Origin of the sequence: Anaerohalosphaera lusitana, from assembly GCF_002007645.1 — a bacterium.
GTDB classification, from domain to species: Bacteria; Planctomycetota; Phycisphaerae; order Sedimentisphaerales; family Anaerohalosphaeraceae; genus Anaerohalosphaera; species Anaerohalosphaera lusitana.
Genome location: NZ_CP019791.1, coordinates 2,147,104 through 2,160,776 on the forward strand (window position 1 = coordinate 2,147,104; position 13,673 = coordinate 2,160,776).

Annotated in this window: 13 protein-coding genes and 1 tRNA gene; 12 read left to right on the plus strand and 2 right to left on the minus strand. The window is 53.1% G+C overall.

Annotation, left to right across the window (positions count from 1 at the left end):
- Window positions 1-2: 2 nt before the first annotated feature.
- Window positions 3-806 carry a prepilin-type N-terminal cleavage/methylation domain-containing protein gene (locus STSP2_RS08825; RefSeq protein WP_146661861.1) on the minus strand — a complete coding sequence of 268 codons (804 nt, stop codon included), beginning with the start codon at window positions 804-806 and terminating at the stop codon, window positions 3-5.
- A 227-nt stretch (window positions 807-1,033) separates the two neighbouring features.
- On the opposite strand from STSP2_RS08825, the gene STSP2_RS08830 reads away from it, so the two are divergent.
- The 10 genes from STSP2_RS08830 (at window position 1,034) to STSP2_RS08880 (ending at window position 10,454) form a co-directional block, all read left to right on the plus strand.
- Window positions 1,034-2,278: an aspartate kinase gene (locus tag STSP2_RS08830; RefSeq protein ID WP_146661863.1), complete on the plus strand. Its 1,245-nt coding sequence runs from the start codon at window positions 1,034-1,036 to the stop codon at window positions 2,276-2,278.
- Window positions 2,279-2,466: 188 nt separating this feature from the next.
- Window positions 2,467-3,102 carry a thermonuclease family protein gene (locus tag STSP2_RS08835; protein ID WP_146661865.1) on the plus strand — a complete coding sequence of 212 codons (636 nt, stop codon included), beginning with the start codon at window positions 2,467-2,469 and terminating at the stop codon, window positions 3,100-3,102.
- 876 nt (window positions 3,103-3,978) lie between these two features.
- Window positions 3,979-4,233, plus strand: coding sequence for a hypothetical protein (locus STSP2_RS08840; RefSeq protein WP_146661867.1), 255 nt, complete (start codon window positions 3,979-3,981; stop codon window positions 4,231-4,233).
- Window positions 4,190-5,116 carry a hypothetical protein gene (locus STSP2_RS08845; protein WP_146661869.1) on the plus strand — a complete coding sequence of 309 codons (927 nt, stop codon included), beginning with the start codon at window positions 4,190-4,192 and terminating at the stop codon, window positions 5,114-5,116. Before STSP2_RS08840 ends, STSP2_RS08845 begins: the two co-directional genes overlap by 44 nt.
- 550 nt (window positions 5,117-5,666) lie before the next feature.
- Window positions 5,667-6,128, plus strand: coding sequence for a hypothetical protein (locus STSP2_RS08855; RefSeq protein ID WP_146661873.1), 462 nt, complete (start codon window positions 5,667-5,669; stop codon window positions 6,126-6,128).
- Window positions 6,129-6,330: 202 nt separating this feature from the next.
- Complete coding sequence (locus STSP2_RS08860; RefSeq protein ID WP_146661875.1) at window positions 6,331-7,803, plus strand: endo-1,4-beta-xylanase; 1,473 nt, start codon at window positions 6,331-6,333, stop codon at window positions 7,801-7,803.
- A 9-nt stretch (window positions 7,804-7,812) separates the two neighbouring features.
- On the plus strand, window positions 7,813-8,160 hold the full coding sequence (locus STSP2_RS08865; protein ID WP_146661877.1) for a ComEA family DNA-binding protein: 348 nt from the start codon (window positions 7,813-7,815) through the stop codon (window positions 8,158-8,160).
- A 27-nt stretch (window positions 8,161-8,187) separates the two neighbouring features.
- Window positions 8,188-8,679 carry a hypothetical protein gene (locus STSP2_RS08870; RefSeq protein WP_146661879.1) on the plus strand — a complete coding sequence of 164 codons (492 nt, stop codon included), beginning with the start codon at window positions 8,188-8,190 and terminating at the stop codon, window positions 8,677-8,679.
- Between the two features lie 13 nt (window positions 8,680-8,692).
- Window positions 8,693-9,535 (plus strand): LolA-like protein, encoded by an 843-nt coding sequence (locus tag STSP2_RS08875; protein WP_146661881.1) that lies wholly within the window; start codon window positions 8,693-8,695, stop codon window positions 9,533-9,535.
- Between the two features lie 10 nt (window positions 9,536-9,545).
- Window positions 9,546-10,454 (plus strand): homocysteine S-methyltransferase family protein, encoded by a 909-nt coding sequence (locus STSP2_RS08880; RefSeq protein WP_169853096.1) that lies wholly within the window; start codon window positions 9,546-9,548, stop codon window positions 10,452-10,454.
- Window positions 10,455-10,490: 36 nt separating this feature from the next.
- Here STSP2_RS08880 and STSP2_RS08885 read toward each other — a convergent pair whose 3' ends face one another.
- Window positions 10,491-11,786: a 3-deoxy-D-manno-octulosonic acid transferase gene (locus STSP2_RS08885; RefSeq protein ID WP_146661885.1), complete on the minus strand. Its 1,296-nt coding sequence runs from the start codon at window positions 11,784-11,786 to the stop codon at window positions 10,491-10,493.
- A gap of 199 nt (window positions 11,787-11,985) precedes the next feature.
- Between STSP2_RS08885 and STSP2_RS08890 the strand changes: the two genes are divergently transcribed.
- Both STSP2_RS08890 and STSP2_RS08895 read left to right on the plus strand, forming a co-directional pair.
- Window positions 11,986-12,058 (plus strand) — tRNA-Arg (locus tag STSP2_RS08890).
- A gap of 265 nt (window positions 12,059-12,323) precedes the next feature.
- Window positions 12,324-13,631, plus strand: coding sequence for a Gfo/Idh/MocA family oxidoreductase (locus STSP2_RS08895; RefSeq protein ID WP_146661887.1), 1,308 nt, complete (start codon window positions 12,324-12,326; stop codon window positions 13,629-13,631).
- The last annotated feature ends 42 nt before the right edge of the window (window positions 13,632-13,673 follow it).

Below are 13,673 nucleotides of genomic sequence, written 5' to 3' on the forward strand. Positions count from 1 at the left end.
CTTCATCTGGGCAGCCATAAAGGCCGGAGATTCTTGTATTCCTCAGAATTGGGTTCCGACGTCACCTTCAGCGATTCAGCAGAGAGTTTTTCAACATGCCCGTCAACAAAAGCAGCATTTACCGTTCTATTTGAATGTCTGCCGTATACCGCATCCTCGCGGAGACCCTCATGAAGATTCTTGTATGGATTTATGCTCATGCCCGGTACATATGCTTTCTTTTCCAGCAATGGTTCTTGTTTATACGGTGGATATCGGGTAACGTCCCACCAGCCGATCATCGTATAACCGCTGTCCAGCAAAAGCACGGTCCTGCTCGGCGAAAGCACCTGATCAGCCGAAAGTGATTCACCTGCGAATTCTCTTCTTACAATGTAATCTTGCGCACTGCGGCAGATGGAGTTGTTGACACCATAATTGCCCACCAGCATGTTAGTCTCGAATTTATAAGTTGGTACGTTTCGTGCTGGACAGATCAGCACATCCTTCTCACCCCTATCTACAAACCTGTTGTAAAGGCCCAAATGGTTGAACCACCATATCCCCATTCTGTCGTAAGCTGCATTTCCAGCATATCCATTCGGAGGCGGTAACAATGATATGTTGTCGATGCCCAGTGGGAAGCTGCCGTGGTCGGAGTCGTACATCGTCATCATTACTGACAGTTGCCGGATATTTGATCGGCAGCAGACATCTCTGGCCTTGCTTCGCACTGTACGAAGCACCGGCGCGACGATAGCCATCAACAAACCCATTATGCCTATCACGACAAGTAGCTCGACTAACGTAAAACCCCTGATTTTCATGCGGGCATAATAATTGGCTTTCCCTGCCGGGTCAAAACAAAACGCCCCGGATATACAAAACAGCGTTTTGAGGGAAACCCTGGACCCGGCCAGAACGAATTATCCACCTGGCAGAATGCGCTTGCCTTAAACCCTTAAAGCATGTAAAGTTATGGGGATTTGCGCCCGGACGGGAACGTTCGGGCAATGCTTCTTTTGCTAACTCAATACGAAAGATCAGGAACTACATGGCAACAGTTGTACAAAAATTCGGCGGTACATCGGTAGCGGACGCGGAGAAGATCCGGCGGGCGGCCGGCCGTGCGATTAAGGCCTACAACGAAGGCAACAAGGTTGTAATGGTCTGCTCGGCACGGGGTAAGCAGACGGATGAACTGATCGCGGACGCTCATGAACTCAATCCAAACCCGTCAAAACGCGAAATGGACATGCTGCTGGCCACAGGTGAGCAGCAGACGGTGTCGCTGATGGCGATGGCGCTGGATGCGATGGGCCATAAGGCTATCAGCTTCAACGGCGCCCAGATCGGCATGGTGACAGACTCGGCCCACTCAAAGGCACGTATACAAAGTATTGATGCCAAGCGGGTTAAAAAGCAGCTCGACAACGGGCATATCGTCATCGTTGCAGGCTTTCAGGGCGTAGATGAAAAGGGCAATGTCACGACCCTTGGCAGGGGCGGATCGGATACTTCAGCGGTCGCTCTGGCGGTGGCAATCGGGGCGGACGTTTGTGAGATATATACTGATGTGGACGGGATTTACAGTGCAGACCCGCGTAAATTTCCGGACGCGGTCAAGCTCGAAGAGATCAGCTATGACGAGATGCTAGAGCTGGCGAGTTTGGGCGCGGGTGTGATGCACGGCAGGAGTATCGAATTCGGCAAGAAATATCATGTGCCGATACGGGTCCGCAGCAGTTTGAACGATAATCCAGGAACTCTAATTACAGATGAGGTACCACAAATGGAAGGCATTCTGGTTTCAGGTGCAACTATACAAAAAGATCTCGCTAAGATCGGCCTGCTCGGGGTGGACAATACGCCGGGTACGGCAGCACAGATATTCGCGCATCTTGCTGGTGCTAATGTAGTTGTGAACGATATCATTCAGGTTGAGCTCAGTCCTGATAAGGCGAATCTGTCGTTTACGATCAGTCATTCGGATCTGGAGGACGCTAAGAAGGCTATCAACGAGATCAAAAAAGAGGTTAACTGCCAGTCCGTATTCGTGCGGGAGGATATTGCGGAGGTTTCAGCGGTTGGTGTCGGTATGAGATCGCACAGCGGTGTGGCGAACGCGATGTTCAACGCGCTGCGTGAGGCTGAGGTAAATGTAGATGCCATAACGACTTCTGAAATACGGATAAGCTGTCTCGTCAACGAGGACCAGGCAGAGCGGGCGCTGGTTGCGGTTTGCAAGGCGTTTGAACTGGACAAGCCGGAAGAGGAACGCACTTACAACGAGGCGTAAGGCTGAAGGCTGTTTTTGATGCCGTGAGGGCTGATTTTCGGAAGTGAAACCGGTTCGTAAGGGTCCGTAAATTTAGTGCTTTTTGCGTGGTATAGGGCGTTTCCGGTGCTGGTATGTCTGTTAGGGTGTGTGTTGTAAGTTGTTTTGGGAGTTGGGTTTAGGAGAGTTTAGCAATAGTTAGATACGCTATGAGCCGTAATAAACGCAGGGCACTCATTGGGATGGGTGTCCTGCTTGTTTTTGGGGTTTCCATGCTGGATCGGTGGGGCGGGGACGGGCTGCGGGAGGTTGTTACGCGGGGTCGGCCTGAGGGGGCGGATGCGGAGAAATATCATCGTAAGTCCTTTGCTGTCAATGAGATAATTGACGGCGATACTGTGGATATCGATGTGCCTGACGGGAAGTGGCCGGACACGCGGGTGAGACTTTTGGGGGTTGATACGCCTGAGACGAAGAGCCCCAGGTACGGGGAGATGTATTACGGGCCGGAGGCGACGGAGTTTACGCGGCAACTCGTTGCCGGCAAAGAGGTTACGGTGATCATTGATACGGTTAGCGATGTGCGGGACCGGTACGGTCGGCTGTTGGCGTACCTGGAGCTGGAGGATGGGCGGGTGCTGAATGCGGAGTTGGTACGTAAAGGCTTTGCGTATGCGGACTTACGGTTTTCACACAGCCGGTATGAGGAGTACGAAAACCTCATGATAGAGGCGGTAAAAGAGGGTCACGGGTTGTGGGAGGAGGTGGAGCGGGATGAGCTTCCGCAGTGGCTGAGAAGGGAGTGGCCGGGGATATTGAAATTGCGTGAAAAGGCGGTAAAATGAGCCTGTAAGTGGGGTGAAGTGTGGGGTGAAATGCCTATAGATTAGCGGTGCATGGACACCTGGTAAATAAGACATTGGCTGAAATCGGCTGTTTTTGGGCGTTTTTCGGGGGTGAAAAGTTGGGCAAAAGTAGGGTAAAACTAAGAAGAAATGGGGTAAAAGTAAGCAAAGATGGGGTGAAAGTAGGGTGGAAATAACAGGCAGTATCCTACCTGTCAAGTAGGAGATCTTTGAGAGTAATTTCACCGCAGAGGGCACGAAGGAGCACGAAGAAAAGGTCTGGAGGGGTGTTTTGTTAATAATGATAATCATGATCAACACGGGATTGGGGTTTGGTATTTTTCGGCATGAAGTGTTTTGGAGTCGATGTATGTCTTTTTCTTTTTTAGTTTTTGGTTGTGGTGTTTGGGTGTGGTCGGCTTTGTGGGTTTTTGGCAGTTGGCTGCGCGGGGGCGGGTGTTCGGGATTGGTCATCCTGGGTTCTAAATTAAGAACTGTGTAGATCGTAATTGTAGGACTGGGAGTGGTTGGGCGTTGATTGGGTGGGTCGATCGCTCGTGCTGGCGTTGGGCCGCGCAGAATTTAACAGCCGCGCCTCCGACGTACTGTCCGTTGGGTCCATTCTCGGCGAACTTTTTTCATTAATATTATGCGGCTGGTGTGTGCGGGGGATGGTCGGGGTGTTGGGACGTTGAGTTGGTTGGATGTTTTGTGATGATCTTTTGTTTGGGCTTGACCGTTTGGGGTGTGTCGGTGGATTTCAATCATGGGGCTGCAGAGCGTGCCCAGACATGACACCAAGATGTAAATCATTGTTAAAAAAGCATTTACGAGCAATAAAAAGGTGTCTGACCCTTTTTATTTACACGACGGAATATGGATTTAAGAAAAGATGTCAGTATTCAGAACGATAAGCTAGTCCGGCAATTAAAGCATTTTACAAGCAAACCGCAAAATGATGGTTTTTCGGAAAATCTTAAAAAGGTTGACTTTGACGGCAAAGAGGCCTTGGAAGACTTGAAAACTGAATATCTAAATAAAGAAAGACCAATGGAGACAAAGGGTGATAAAGGAAAGGGGTCTGAAGATGCCAAAGCAGGCGAAGCTGCTCCTGACACAGGGCAGGAGTAATCTGGACAGCGGTCGGCCCAATGCTGCGATAAAGCTGCTGCGTAAAGCTAAAGCCATGTGTGAGGATGACAAGGAGCTCATGGCGGAGATATATCTGGAGATGGCCAAGGTTTGCGAGTATGTTTCACGCGAGCACGAAGCAAGTGTGTTCTTTGTCAAGGCTTTGAGAGCAAGCTCAAAGATTCATGAAGAAGCGATCGGTTGGGTAAATCAGATTAAAATGGGGAGCAACAAGAAATTTGCCAAGGACCTCGATAAGCTGGTGAAGGTGAAAGAGGTAAGAAAGAAGCTGGCTGAAAGGGAAGAACAGCAGAAGGCCAGGAAGGCGGCAGTAAAGGAACAACCTAGTCAAGTGCCAAAAGTAGAAACAGAAGCTCGCAAGCAAACACCGCCAGCTTTACCCATGTCCGCAATTTCTGGTCAGCATGCTATTCTGACTCTTCTCGGTGGTGTCTTGTTGTCGATTGGGGTTTTCCTGCCAATAATTGAAATGGGTGTGTTTAAATTATCTTATTTAGATTTCTGCATTGATGGTGAGGGCGAAGCTGTTGTTGAGGGATTAATAGCGATAGCAATGGCGGGTGGCGCTATTGTTATTACAGTTTCAAAAGAGTGGGAGTTTTCCTGGATTCCGGGTGTCGGAGCCCTGGCTGTGGTGGCATATCGATATTTTGATCTCTATACAGTTAAAAGGCAAATGCAAATGGATGCTATGAGCGATAGTGGGGGCGACTTTTTTAGCGAATTCGCGACTGGGATCGGATCGCTTATGGCTGAATCTATTAGTGTAGGGATCGGTGGAATCATAATCGGTATTGGCGGCGTTTTGTTGTTGGCAGCTACTGCGACTTGTCCAAATTATAAGGCGAAATCGCGGCGATAGATTGGCGGCGAAAAGTATGACTTCGTTGAGTGTGTCACCTTTGCTGCGCTGCGGCAACACACTCAATGAAATAACACTTTTCTACCTTTTGCTTGTTTTGGGTGGTCAAGCTTTTTTGTGTCGTTTGAAATGGTCGGGCGGCTTTGCTGGTAGCGATGACTATTAGAAGCGGTTTTAAAACTCAGATTTATCTTTCGGCGGCCCTTTTTCCGCTCGGCTGCGTTGTGCAAAATCGGTAATAGAATAGCTATTGCCAATTTCACACGCCTTGGGGAGACAAAAAAATTGCTCGCCGGCAAGCCAAAAGCAGTTTTGAAACAGCTTCTAGGAATGAGTCGCTTCGCGACGGCTGTTTTATGTTGGGTCAGCTTTAGGCGGATGACAGCGAGGGGCGGCGGTCAATGGAGTGACAGGTTCGGCTTTTGGTGTTTTTGCGGGGTTGTTGGTGAAGTTGGTGGGGTTGATTGTCGAAATATGGTTGCGGCTTTTGTCGTTGGATATTTTGCTATGTTATCTTGACAATTTTTAAATTTTTTTGCAGGTGGTTAAAATGGATGTTTTCAGTTCATTGTTTTCATTCAGTCCGATGGTAGTGGAGCAGTTGATGGGTGAGTTGAAGGAGAGTCTGCCGGAGGATGGGCTTTTTGTTGTAATCCGGGATGAGGACGGGAACTGGTGGAGCAGTGAGGAGAGCGAGAGCGGGGCCGTGAGTGAATTCGGCGGGGAGCTGGAGCTGCTTTGCGGGCGGATCGCGGACGGTTATGACCCGGTTGTGTGTGAACTGGGCGATAAGATAGCGGCGGGAAGACAGTTGGAGGGTGAGGAGATTACGTGCGGGTATGTTTTTGTGATGGTGGATCGGGACCAGGTAGGCAGTGCGGAAGGTGTAAATTCGCTGATCGAGATGGTGCTGAACCAGATTTGCATGGGGGTGAGGCTGATCGAGAAGAACAATCGGCTGCACCATGACAGGCTCAAGCAGATGAGCGGGGGTAAGGCTGTGGGGGCTTGAGGGTTGATTTGCGTCCTATAATGGGGTGAGTTTGGGGGCGATCGCTTTTTTTTGTGGAAAAATGGGCGGTATCGGTGCGCGCGGGAAGAAGCGGAGTTTGTTTTTGCAATTCTATACAAGGCCTGTATAATCCATGTTTACCGAATTTATGTTGTTGTAAGCGGTCCGAGGACAGCTTTTTTAGTTATTTGCGGGGCAGCAATTGAAATTTCTAGTTTACAGACGTGGTAAGGCGGCTAAAGATTTCGCGTTGAGCGGTGTTTATATGTTCGGGGTGGATTCGATACCTGTGCGGACATCGGTGCGGATCCGGTATAAGGACGGGGTGATAGACTGTCAGCGGAAGACGGACGAGACGGTTGGGATATCGCTTTTGTGGCCGGTGGACGGGTTCGGAAAGCTTATGCTTTCGACGACGCTGCTGCCTGAGCGGGAGCGCCCCTATATTCTGAACGTGGAGCTGGCGCGAGCGAAGCTGATGGAGATCACGCTGAAGCGGGAGGACTGGACGCTGCTGGAGGAGGATGAGACTTTTGCGGATCTGATGCGGGATGCGAGGCATCTGTTCGTAGAGGCGGTTCGGAACATACATGACGAGGCGAAGGCGGCGAGCCTGGCGGATGAGTCGCTGAAGAAGGCGCTGGTTTATGCGGAGAAGCTGGCGGAGAAGTATTCTGAGACGTTTCTGGCGGCGCGGTTCCGCAGCAGGGGGCTGGGCAGGCACAGTCTGGGGTGCAGGATCGATCCGGGGCTGATGGGGAACGAGGTGTACAGTGAGAAGCTTTTTGATATGTTCGGATTCGTGACGGTGCCGATATGCTGGCGTGAGATCGAGAAGGTGGAGGGGCATTACGATTTCAGTAAGCTGGATCAGTGTATAATGGGGATGCGGGGCAAGAAGATGGCTGTGTGTGGGGGGCCTTTGGTGCGATTTGCGCCGGAGTATCTGCCGCAGTGGCTGATGGAGGGGGATTACAGTTTTGATGAGATCAGGGATGCGGCGTTCAAGTTTGTTACGAATATCGTAGGGCGGTACGTGAAGAAGGTGCATGCGTGGCGTGTGGTGAGCGGGATCAATGCGCTGAACTATTTCGGGTTCAAGTTCGATCAGATGATCGAGGTGACGCGGGCGCTGTGTCTGTCGGCGAAGGCTGCGGATAAGCACAGCCGGCGGATCGTGGACGTGCTGAATTTGTGGGGTGAGTATTATTCGCGTGAGAAGGATACGTCGCCGCCGATGGTGTATGCGGATACGCTGGTGCAGAGCGCGGTGAGTTTTGACGCGTTCGGGATCGAGATGAACTTCGGGAGCCCGGCGTCGGGGATGCATGTGCGGGATATGATGCAGATATCGTCGAAGCTGGACGAGTTTTCGATGATGGCGAAGCCGGTTCATGTGTGCAGCGTGAGTGTGCCGAGCGAGTATCACGAGAGCGACGAGCTGGCGGGGATATGGCACAGGAAGTGGGATCAGGGGCTGCAGAGCAGGTGGGCGGAGCAGTTTTATAAGGCGGCGCTGGGCAGGTCGTTCGTGAGTACGGTGACGTGGGGTGATCTTGCGGATGCGGACGGGACGATCGTGCCGACGGGTGGGCTGCTGGATGAGAAGATGGGGCCGAAGAAGATTTACAAGAGTGTGGGCAAGATACAGAAGCTTATAGGCAAGAAGAGCTGAGGGGGGCGTATGGAGGCGTTTGACGAGGGAGTTGGGAGTGGTGAGCAAAGGCGGAAGCTGCTGGCGGCGTGTGTCGTCGGGGCGGTGCTTGGCGGACTGTTTTTTGCGCAGTGCGTGATAGTTGCGGGTGGGGGGACGCCTGTTGTGGAGGACAGGATCGATGTGAATGCTGCTGATGCGGAGAGCCTGGTGAGGCTGCCGGGGATCGGACCGAGCAAGGCGGAGGCGATAGTGGAGTATCGTGAGGAGGCGAGGAAGTTTGAACGCGTGGAGGATATGGAGGATGTGAAGGGGATAGGGCCGAAGACGGTCGAGAAGCTGCGGCCGTTTTTGCGATTTGATGAGAATGCAAATTAGAAATATGATTGGCGGAGCTGATCTTTAATGGCTGACTGGGAAATTAAGAAGCCTTTGGGCAAGTGCGTTTGTGACGACCAGGAGTTTGAGGTCGGGCAGGAGTATTTTTCTGCGCTGCTGGAGACTGAGGAAGGTTTTGAGAGGCGTGATTATTGTGTGGAATGCTGGGAGCGGGATCGGCCGGACGCGTACTGTTTCTGGAAGACGCGGATGGCGGATGAGAAGGATAAGAACAAGAAGATATTCATCGATGATGAGATGCTGATGGCCTTTTTCGAGAGGCTGGGCGAGGAGACCGAGCAGGAGAAGCTCAATTTCCGGTTCGTGCTGACGCTGATACTGATGCAGAAAAGGAAGCTGAAATATCAGAGCGATGCTGTCGTCGACGGGCAGGAGGTTTGGTATATGAAGGTTGCGGGGCAGGGGAGGACGGTTAAGGTTGTCAATCCGCATCTGTCGGAGGACCAGATAGAGGAGCTTTCCGGGCAGATGGGGCAGATATTGCAGGTCGATCTATAAGAAGGGGGATTTTATGCTGCGTACAATTTTGAATGTGATGCTGGTTGTGACGCTTTTGGGGGTTGTGGGATGTCCGCCGCCTGTGGAGGTGGAAGAGCCGTTGATGGAGTGCGAGCGTGATATGACGGTGGGTCGGCTTGTGGAGGTGTTGGATGCGCAGCGTGAGAATGCGGCGGCGTTGAAGGCGCGCGGGAGATTGAGTATCCGCTGGGTCGAGGAGGGGAAGATAAAGGAGGAGACGCCCGATGTGCAGGTCCGTTTTGTGCCGGAGAGCAAGCTGTTTCTGGACGGGCGGATACTTGGGCAGGAGGTGATCAGGCTCGGGACGAATGATGAGGAGTTCTGGCTGAGGATGAAGCCTGACGAGATCAGTATGTATCAGTGGGGGCGGTGGGAGGATGCCGCGAAGTGTCCGGGTCAGCAGCTTCTTAATCCGCACAATCTGCTGGAGGCGCTGGGGATGGTGCGGGTTGATGACGGGTATGACCTGACGATACGAGCGGGGGAGTATGTTTTGACGGAGGTCGATGCGAGCGGGGGGTTTGCTAAGCGGGTTTATGTCGGCTGTGCGGATTACCTGGTGCGGAAGATCGAATATTACGGGGAGGACGGCAGGGTTGATGTCGTGATCGAGCTGGAGGAATACGAAGAGGTCGGCGAGGGGCATTTTGTGCCGACGCGGATCGGTATCATCAATCACGGTAAGAACAGCAGCAAGGCAGAGTTTATGCTGAGCAGCGTGGGGGTGTATGAAGATATAAAGCCCAAGGCTTTTGTGAGACCTGAGCCTGAGGGGATTAAGAATGTTTACAGGTTGAATGAGAATTGTGAATTTGTCCGACAGACAAGAGAATAGGAAGGAATTTATGTCTGAGAGGAAACTACTCGAACGAATTAACGAAGGCGTATTCTTCATCGACGGCGCGATGGGCACCGAGCTTATGGCCAGGGGCGCGAAGATGGGCGAGTGCAACGACCATCTGAACGTGACCGAGGAGGGCAGCGCGATAGTTAAGGCTGTGCATGCTTCATACCTGGCTGCGGGCAGTGATGCGGTGATAACGAATACATTCGGCGCGAATGCGATCACGCTGAAGCGGCACGGATATGCGGATCTGGCTGGGAAGATCAGCGAGGCGGGGGCGAAGATCGCTCGCGAGGCGGCGGATGCTGCTGGGGGGGATAGGTTTGTGTTCGGTGATATCGGGCCCTGCGGGGATTTTCTGGAGCCGTTGGGGATGCTCAAGCGTGATGAGCTGCTGGCTGCGTTTCGTGAGCAGGCGAAGGGGCTTGCCGACGGCGGGGCGGATGCGATAATAATCGAGACGATGACGGCGGTCGAAGAGATCGAGGTAGCGGTCGAGGCTGCGAAGTCGGTGTGTGATCTGCCGGTGTTCGCGAGTCTGGCGTATGATCCGGCGGGCGAGGAGTACCGGACGATGATGGGTATCGATGCGGCAGCGGCTGTGGATCGGCTCGGCAATACGGGTGTCAGCGGTATCGGGTTCAACTGCGGTACGCTTGATATGGAAGGCTATGTCGGGCTGGCGAAGGCGTATGCTGATGCGATCGGGGACAAGGGTCTGGTACTGCTAGCAGAGCCGAACGCGGGCAAGCCTGAGCTGGTGGAGGATAAGGCGATCTATTCGCTTTCGCCTGATGATTTCGCGGCGGCTGGTGAGAAGATAAAAGCTGTCGGTGCGGGTATCATGGGCGGGTGCTGCGGTACGTCGCCTGCGCATATCGAGGCGCTTGTCAAAAAGCTGCGGGGATGAGTCTTCCGCGGTGAGCGTGACAATTGAGTGTTGAAATTACGAGCGGTTGTGGATTATGTCTGCAACCGCTTTTATTGTTTTTTTGGTGGCGCCCTGGTTTTCGATGATGACGTTGCGGGCGTTCGAGGCGATGCGGGAGGCGTATTCTGGTTCGGTGAAGCATTTGAGGGTGGCGCGTTTTAGTTCTTGTGCGTCGGCGACTTCGATGGCTGCGTCCGCGGCGAGGAGGGCGTCGACGGTCTGTTTGAAGTTGAATGTGTGCGGGCCGAAGATGGTGCACTTGCCGAGGGCGGCGGTTTCGATCATGTCCGAGCCGCCCATTGGGACCAGTGATCTGCCAACGAAGACGATCTTTGCGAGGGAGTAGAATTTGCGGAGGTCGCCCATTGTGTCGCCGAGGATGATGTCGGGTTTGCCTTCGGCGGAGGTGTTGCCGTCTTTGATGGTGCTGTAGCGGATGTGAGAGTAGGGGGATCGTTCGATCATTGCGTTGACTTCGTCGAAGCGTTCGGGTTTGCGCGGGACAACGGCCATGCGGAGGTTCTGGAGGTCGGGATGGGTGCGGAGTTCGGTGAAGATGTCGAGGGCGATCCATTCTTCGTCGGGGCCTGTGTTGCCTACGACCCAGAAGGGTTCGTCTCCGAGATCGATCTGTTTTGCGAGTTCGTCTGAGCCGGGGAGCTTGTCGGCGATCTGGGCGGTGTCGTACTTGAGGGAGCTGGTGACGCGGACCTTTTGGGGATCACAGCCGAGGGCGATGAACCGCTGGGCGTATTCGTCTGTCTGGGCGAGAATGAGTTCGAGCTTGCGGAACATCCAGCGGGCGGCGGGTTTTATCTTTTTGTAGACGGGGTAGCTTTTGTCACTGAGCCGGCCGTTGACGACGATGACGGGGATGTGCTTTTTGTGGGCGATGGCGGCGAAATTTGGCCAGACTTCGAGTTCGATGAGCAGGCAGGCGGAAGGGTTCAGGTTTTTGAATGCGCGGCGGACGAAGGGTGAGAAGTCGAGGGGGTAGAAGAAGACGGTGTGGTCGTCGGCGTAGAGTTTTTGTGCGCGGGCGTGGCCGGTGTCGGTGGTGGTGCTGATGACGATCTCGTGGTCGGGGAAGCGGTCGGTCAGGTCGGTGATGAGCTTGCGGGTCTGGTTTACTTCGCCTACGCTGACGGCGTGGATCCAGATGCATGGTTTTTCGGGGTGTTTACGGTCTATCCTGCCGAAACGCTGCGCCCAGCCGGTGCGGTAGCGACCCTGTTTGAAGGCGCGATAGAGGGCCTTGGGAGCGACGAGGATCGCGGCGAGGAGGTAAATTGTGTTTAAAATATATTCCATTTTAATTCTTTTCGCGGCAAAAACTTTTATATTATGTCGTAAGTGCCGCTGTGTCAAATGGATAGAATGCGTTTTTGTTGATACGGCAGGTTCTCGTAAACTGCGGTTCTATATTTGAGGATAAGGAGTCGTTTAATATGTCTGTTTATTTAGGGAATTCTTGACTTAAGGGGAAATATCGCTTATTTAGAACACTTCTGTCTCCGTAGCTCAACGGATAGAGCGCTGGCCTCCGAAGCCAGAGGTTGGAGGTTCGAATCCTCCCGGGGACGTTTTTGAGACAGCTTCCAGTCGAGGCGGCGAAGGCAGAGAGAGGGTTTGTTGGCCGTTTAGAGTTGCGAGGCAGGGTAATCAGGAGGTTTTGCTGTTTTGAGGACCGGTTTTTTGTGGGTACATATTCAAGCCATCTCAGAAACTTGTTTTGTTTTACGGGATCGCTTTGTCGTGATTTCGTCAATTTATAGAACTATCTGAACTGTGTGTGCGGTGCGCAGGGCAGGTTAAGTACGATACTATCAAATGTAAGGGAGTGTTTTCATGTCACAGTCGAACAGGTTCAACAGACGACAGTTTTTGAAGGCAAGTGCGGGGGTGATCGGGGCGTTCACTATCGTTCCGCGGCACGTACTTGGGGGCAACGGGCATGTGGCTCCCAGTGAGATGCTCAATCACGCGATCATCGGCTGCGGCGGCATCTGCAGTGCTCATCTGGGTTATGTAGCTGAAGATCCGAGGCGCAAGCTGGTTGCTTTGTGCGATGTCGATTCGGATCGGCTGGCAGGCAAGCTGGCGGGCGTCGACAAGGGCGTGAAGGGTTATGAGGATTTCCGGGATGTACTCGCTCGGCCGGACGTTGATGTTGTGCACGTTGCGACGCCGCCTCACTGGCACGGTCTTATGAGTGTTGCGGCTGCCGAGGCGGGCAAGGATATATGGTGCGAGAAGCCTATGACGCGGACGATCTATGAGGGTCAGAAGGTCGTCGAGGCTGTTCAGCGGAACAACCGCATATTCAGGATCAATACGTGGTTCCGGTTCAAGGGCGGTTTTGCAGGCGGATACCATACTTATGACGGCAGCGGCGCTGAGGTAAGGCCCACACGCAAGCTGGTCAAGAGCGGTCTTTTGGGATGGCCGTTGAAGGTGACGATAGGCAGGGCGAGCGGTCTGAACTGGAAGCAGGATGTCTGGGTCGGTAAGACCGGGCTTGTTCCGCAGTCTGTGCCGGACAATCTCAATTATGACATGTGGCTGGGGCCGGCGCCGCGCAAGTATTATCATCCGCATCGCACACATGCTTCGTTCCGTGGTTACTGGGATTACGACGGCGGCGGACTGGGTGATATGGGACAGCACTACCTGGATCCTGTGCAGTTTATACTGGGCAAGGACAATACGAGTCCGCAGGAAGTTATCGTCGAGACACAGCAGCAGCATACGGATGCTGTTCTGCCGTGGCGGCGGGTGACATACAAGTATGCCGACGGCTGCGAGGTCATACTGGACGGCGACAACCGTGACGAAAATGCAGCGTTTATCGAGGGGCCTGGCGGTAAGCTGTATAAGAATTTCAAGTCGGACATTCCGAATATCAAGCAGAAGGTGGCTGAGATGCCTGACCTTGAGCCGGTCGTTACGGACTTCACCGAGGCGGTTCTTAATCGCAAGAAGTTTGCCCTGAACGAGGTCAACGGGCACCGTTCGTGTACGATGGTGAACATGGCGAAGATCGCGGTGAGGCTTGGCAGAAATCTGAAGTTCGATCCGGACAAGCAGATGTTCATCGGTGACGATGAGGCGAACCGCATGATGCGTCAGCCGATGCGTGCTCCGTGGGTTATATAGCGGCTGCGGATCAGCGACTGGCTTAGGTAAATTTTTAGAATG

Bases quoted from the DNA above. Each gene is read 5' to 3' on its own strand.
- STSP2_RS08825 (WP_146661861.1), bottom strand. From the start codon at position 806: ATGAAAATCAGGGGTTTTACGTTAGTCGAGCTACTTGTCGTGATAGGC.
- STSP2_RS08830 (WP_146661863.1), top strand. From the start codon at position 1,034: ATGGCAACAGTTGTACAAAAATTCGGCGGTACATCGGTAGCGGACGCG.
- STSP2_RS08835 (WP_146661865.1), top strand. From the start codon at position 2,467: ATGAGCCGTAATAAACGCAGGGCACTCATTGGGATGGGTGTCCTGCTT.
- STSP2_RS08840 (WP_146661867.1), top strand. From the start codon at position 3,979: ATGGATTTAAGAAAAGATGTCAGTATTCAGAACGATAAGCTAGTCCGG.
- STSP2_RS08845 (WP_146661869.1), top strand. From the start codon at position 4,190: ATGCCAAAGCAGGCGAAGCTGCTCCTGACACAGGGCAGGAGTAATCTG.
- STSP2_RS08855 (WP_146661873.1), top strand. From the start codon at position 5,667: ATGGATGTTTTCAGTTCATTGTTTTCATTCAGTCCGATGGTAGTGGAG.
- STSP2_RS08865 (WP_146661877.1), top strand. From the start codon at position 7,813: ATGGAGGCGTTTGACGAGGGAGTTGGGAGTGGTGAGCAAAGGCGGAAG.
- STSP2_RS08870 (WP_146661879.1), top strand. From the start codon at position 8,188: ATGGCTGACTGGGAAATTAAGAAGCCTTTGGGCAAGTGCGTTTGTGAC.
- STSP2_RS08875 (WP_146661881.1), top strand. From the start codon at position 8,693: ATGCTGCGTACAATTTTGAATGTGATGCTGGTTGTGACGCTTTTGGGG.
- STSP2_RS08880 (WP_169853096.1), top strand. From the start codon at position 9,546: ATGTCTGAGAGGAAACTACTCGAACGAATTAACGAAGGCGTATTCTTC.
- STSP2_RS08885 (WP_146661885.1), bottom strand. From the start codon at position 11,786: ATGGAATATATTTTAAACACAATTTACCTCCTCGCCGCGATCCTCGTC.
- STSP2_RS08895 (WP_146661887.1), top strand. From the start codon at position 12,324: ATGTCACAGTCGAACAGGTTCAACAGACGACAGTTTTTGAAGGCAAGT.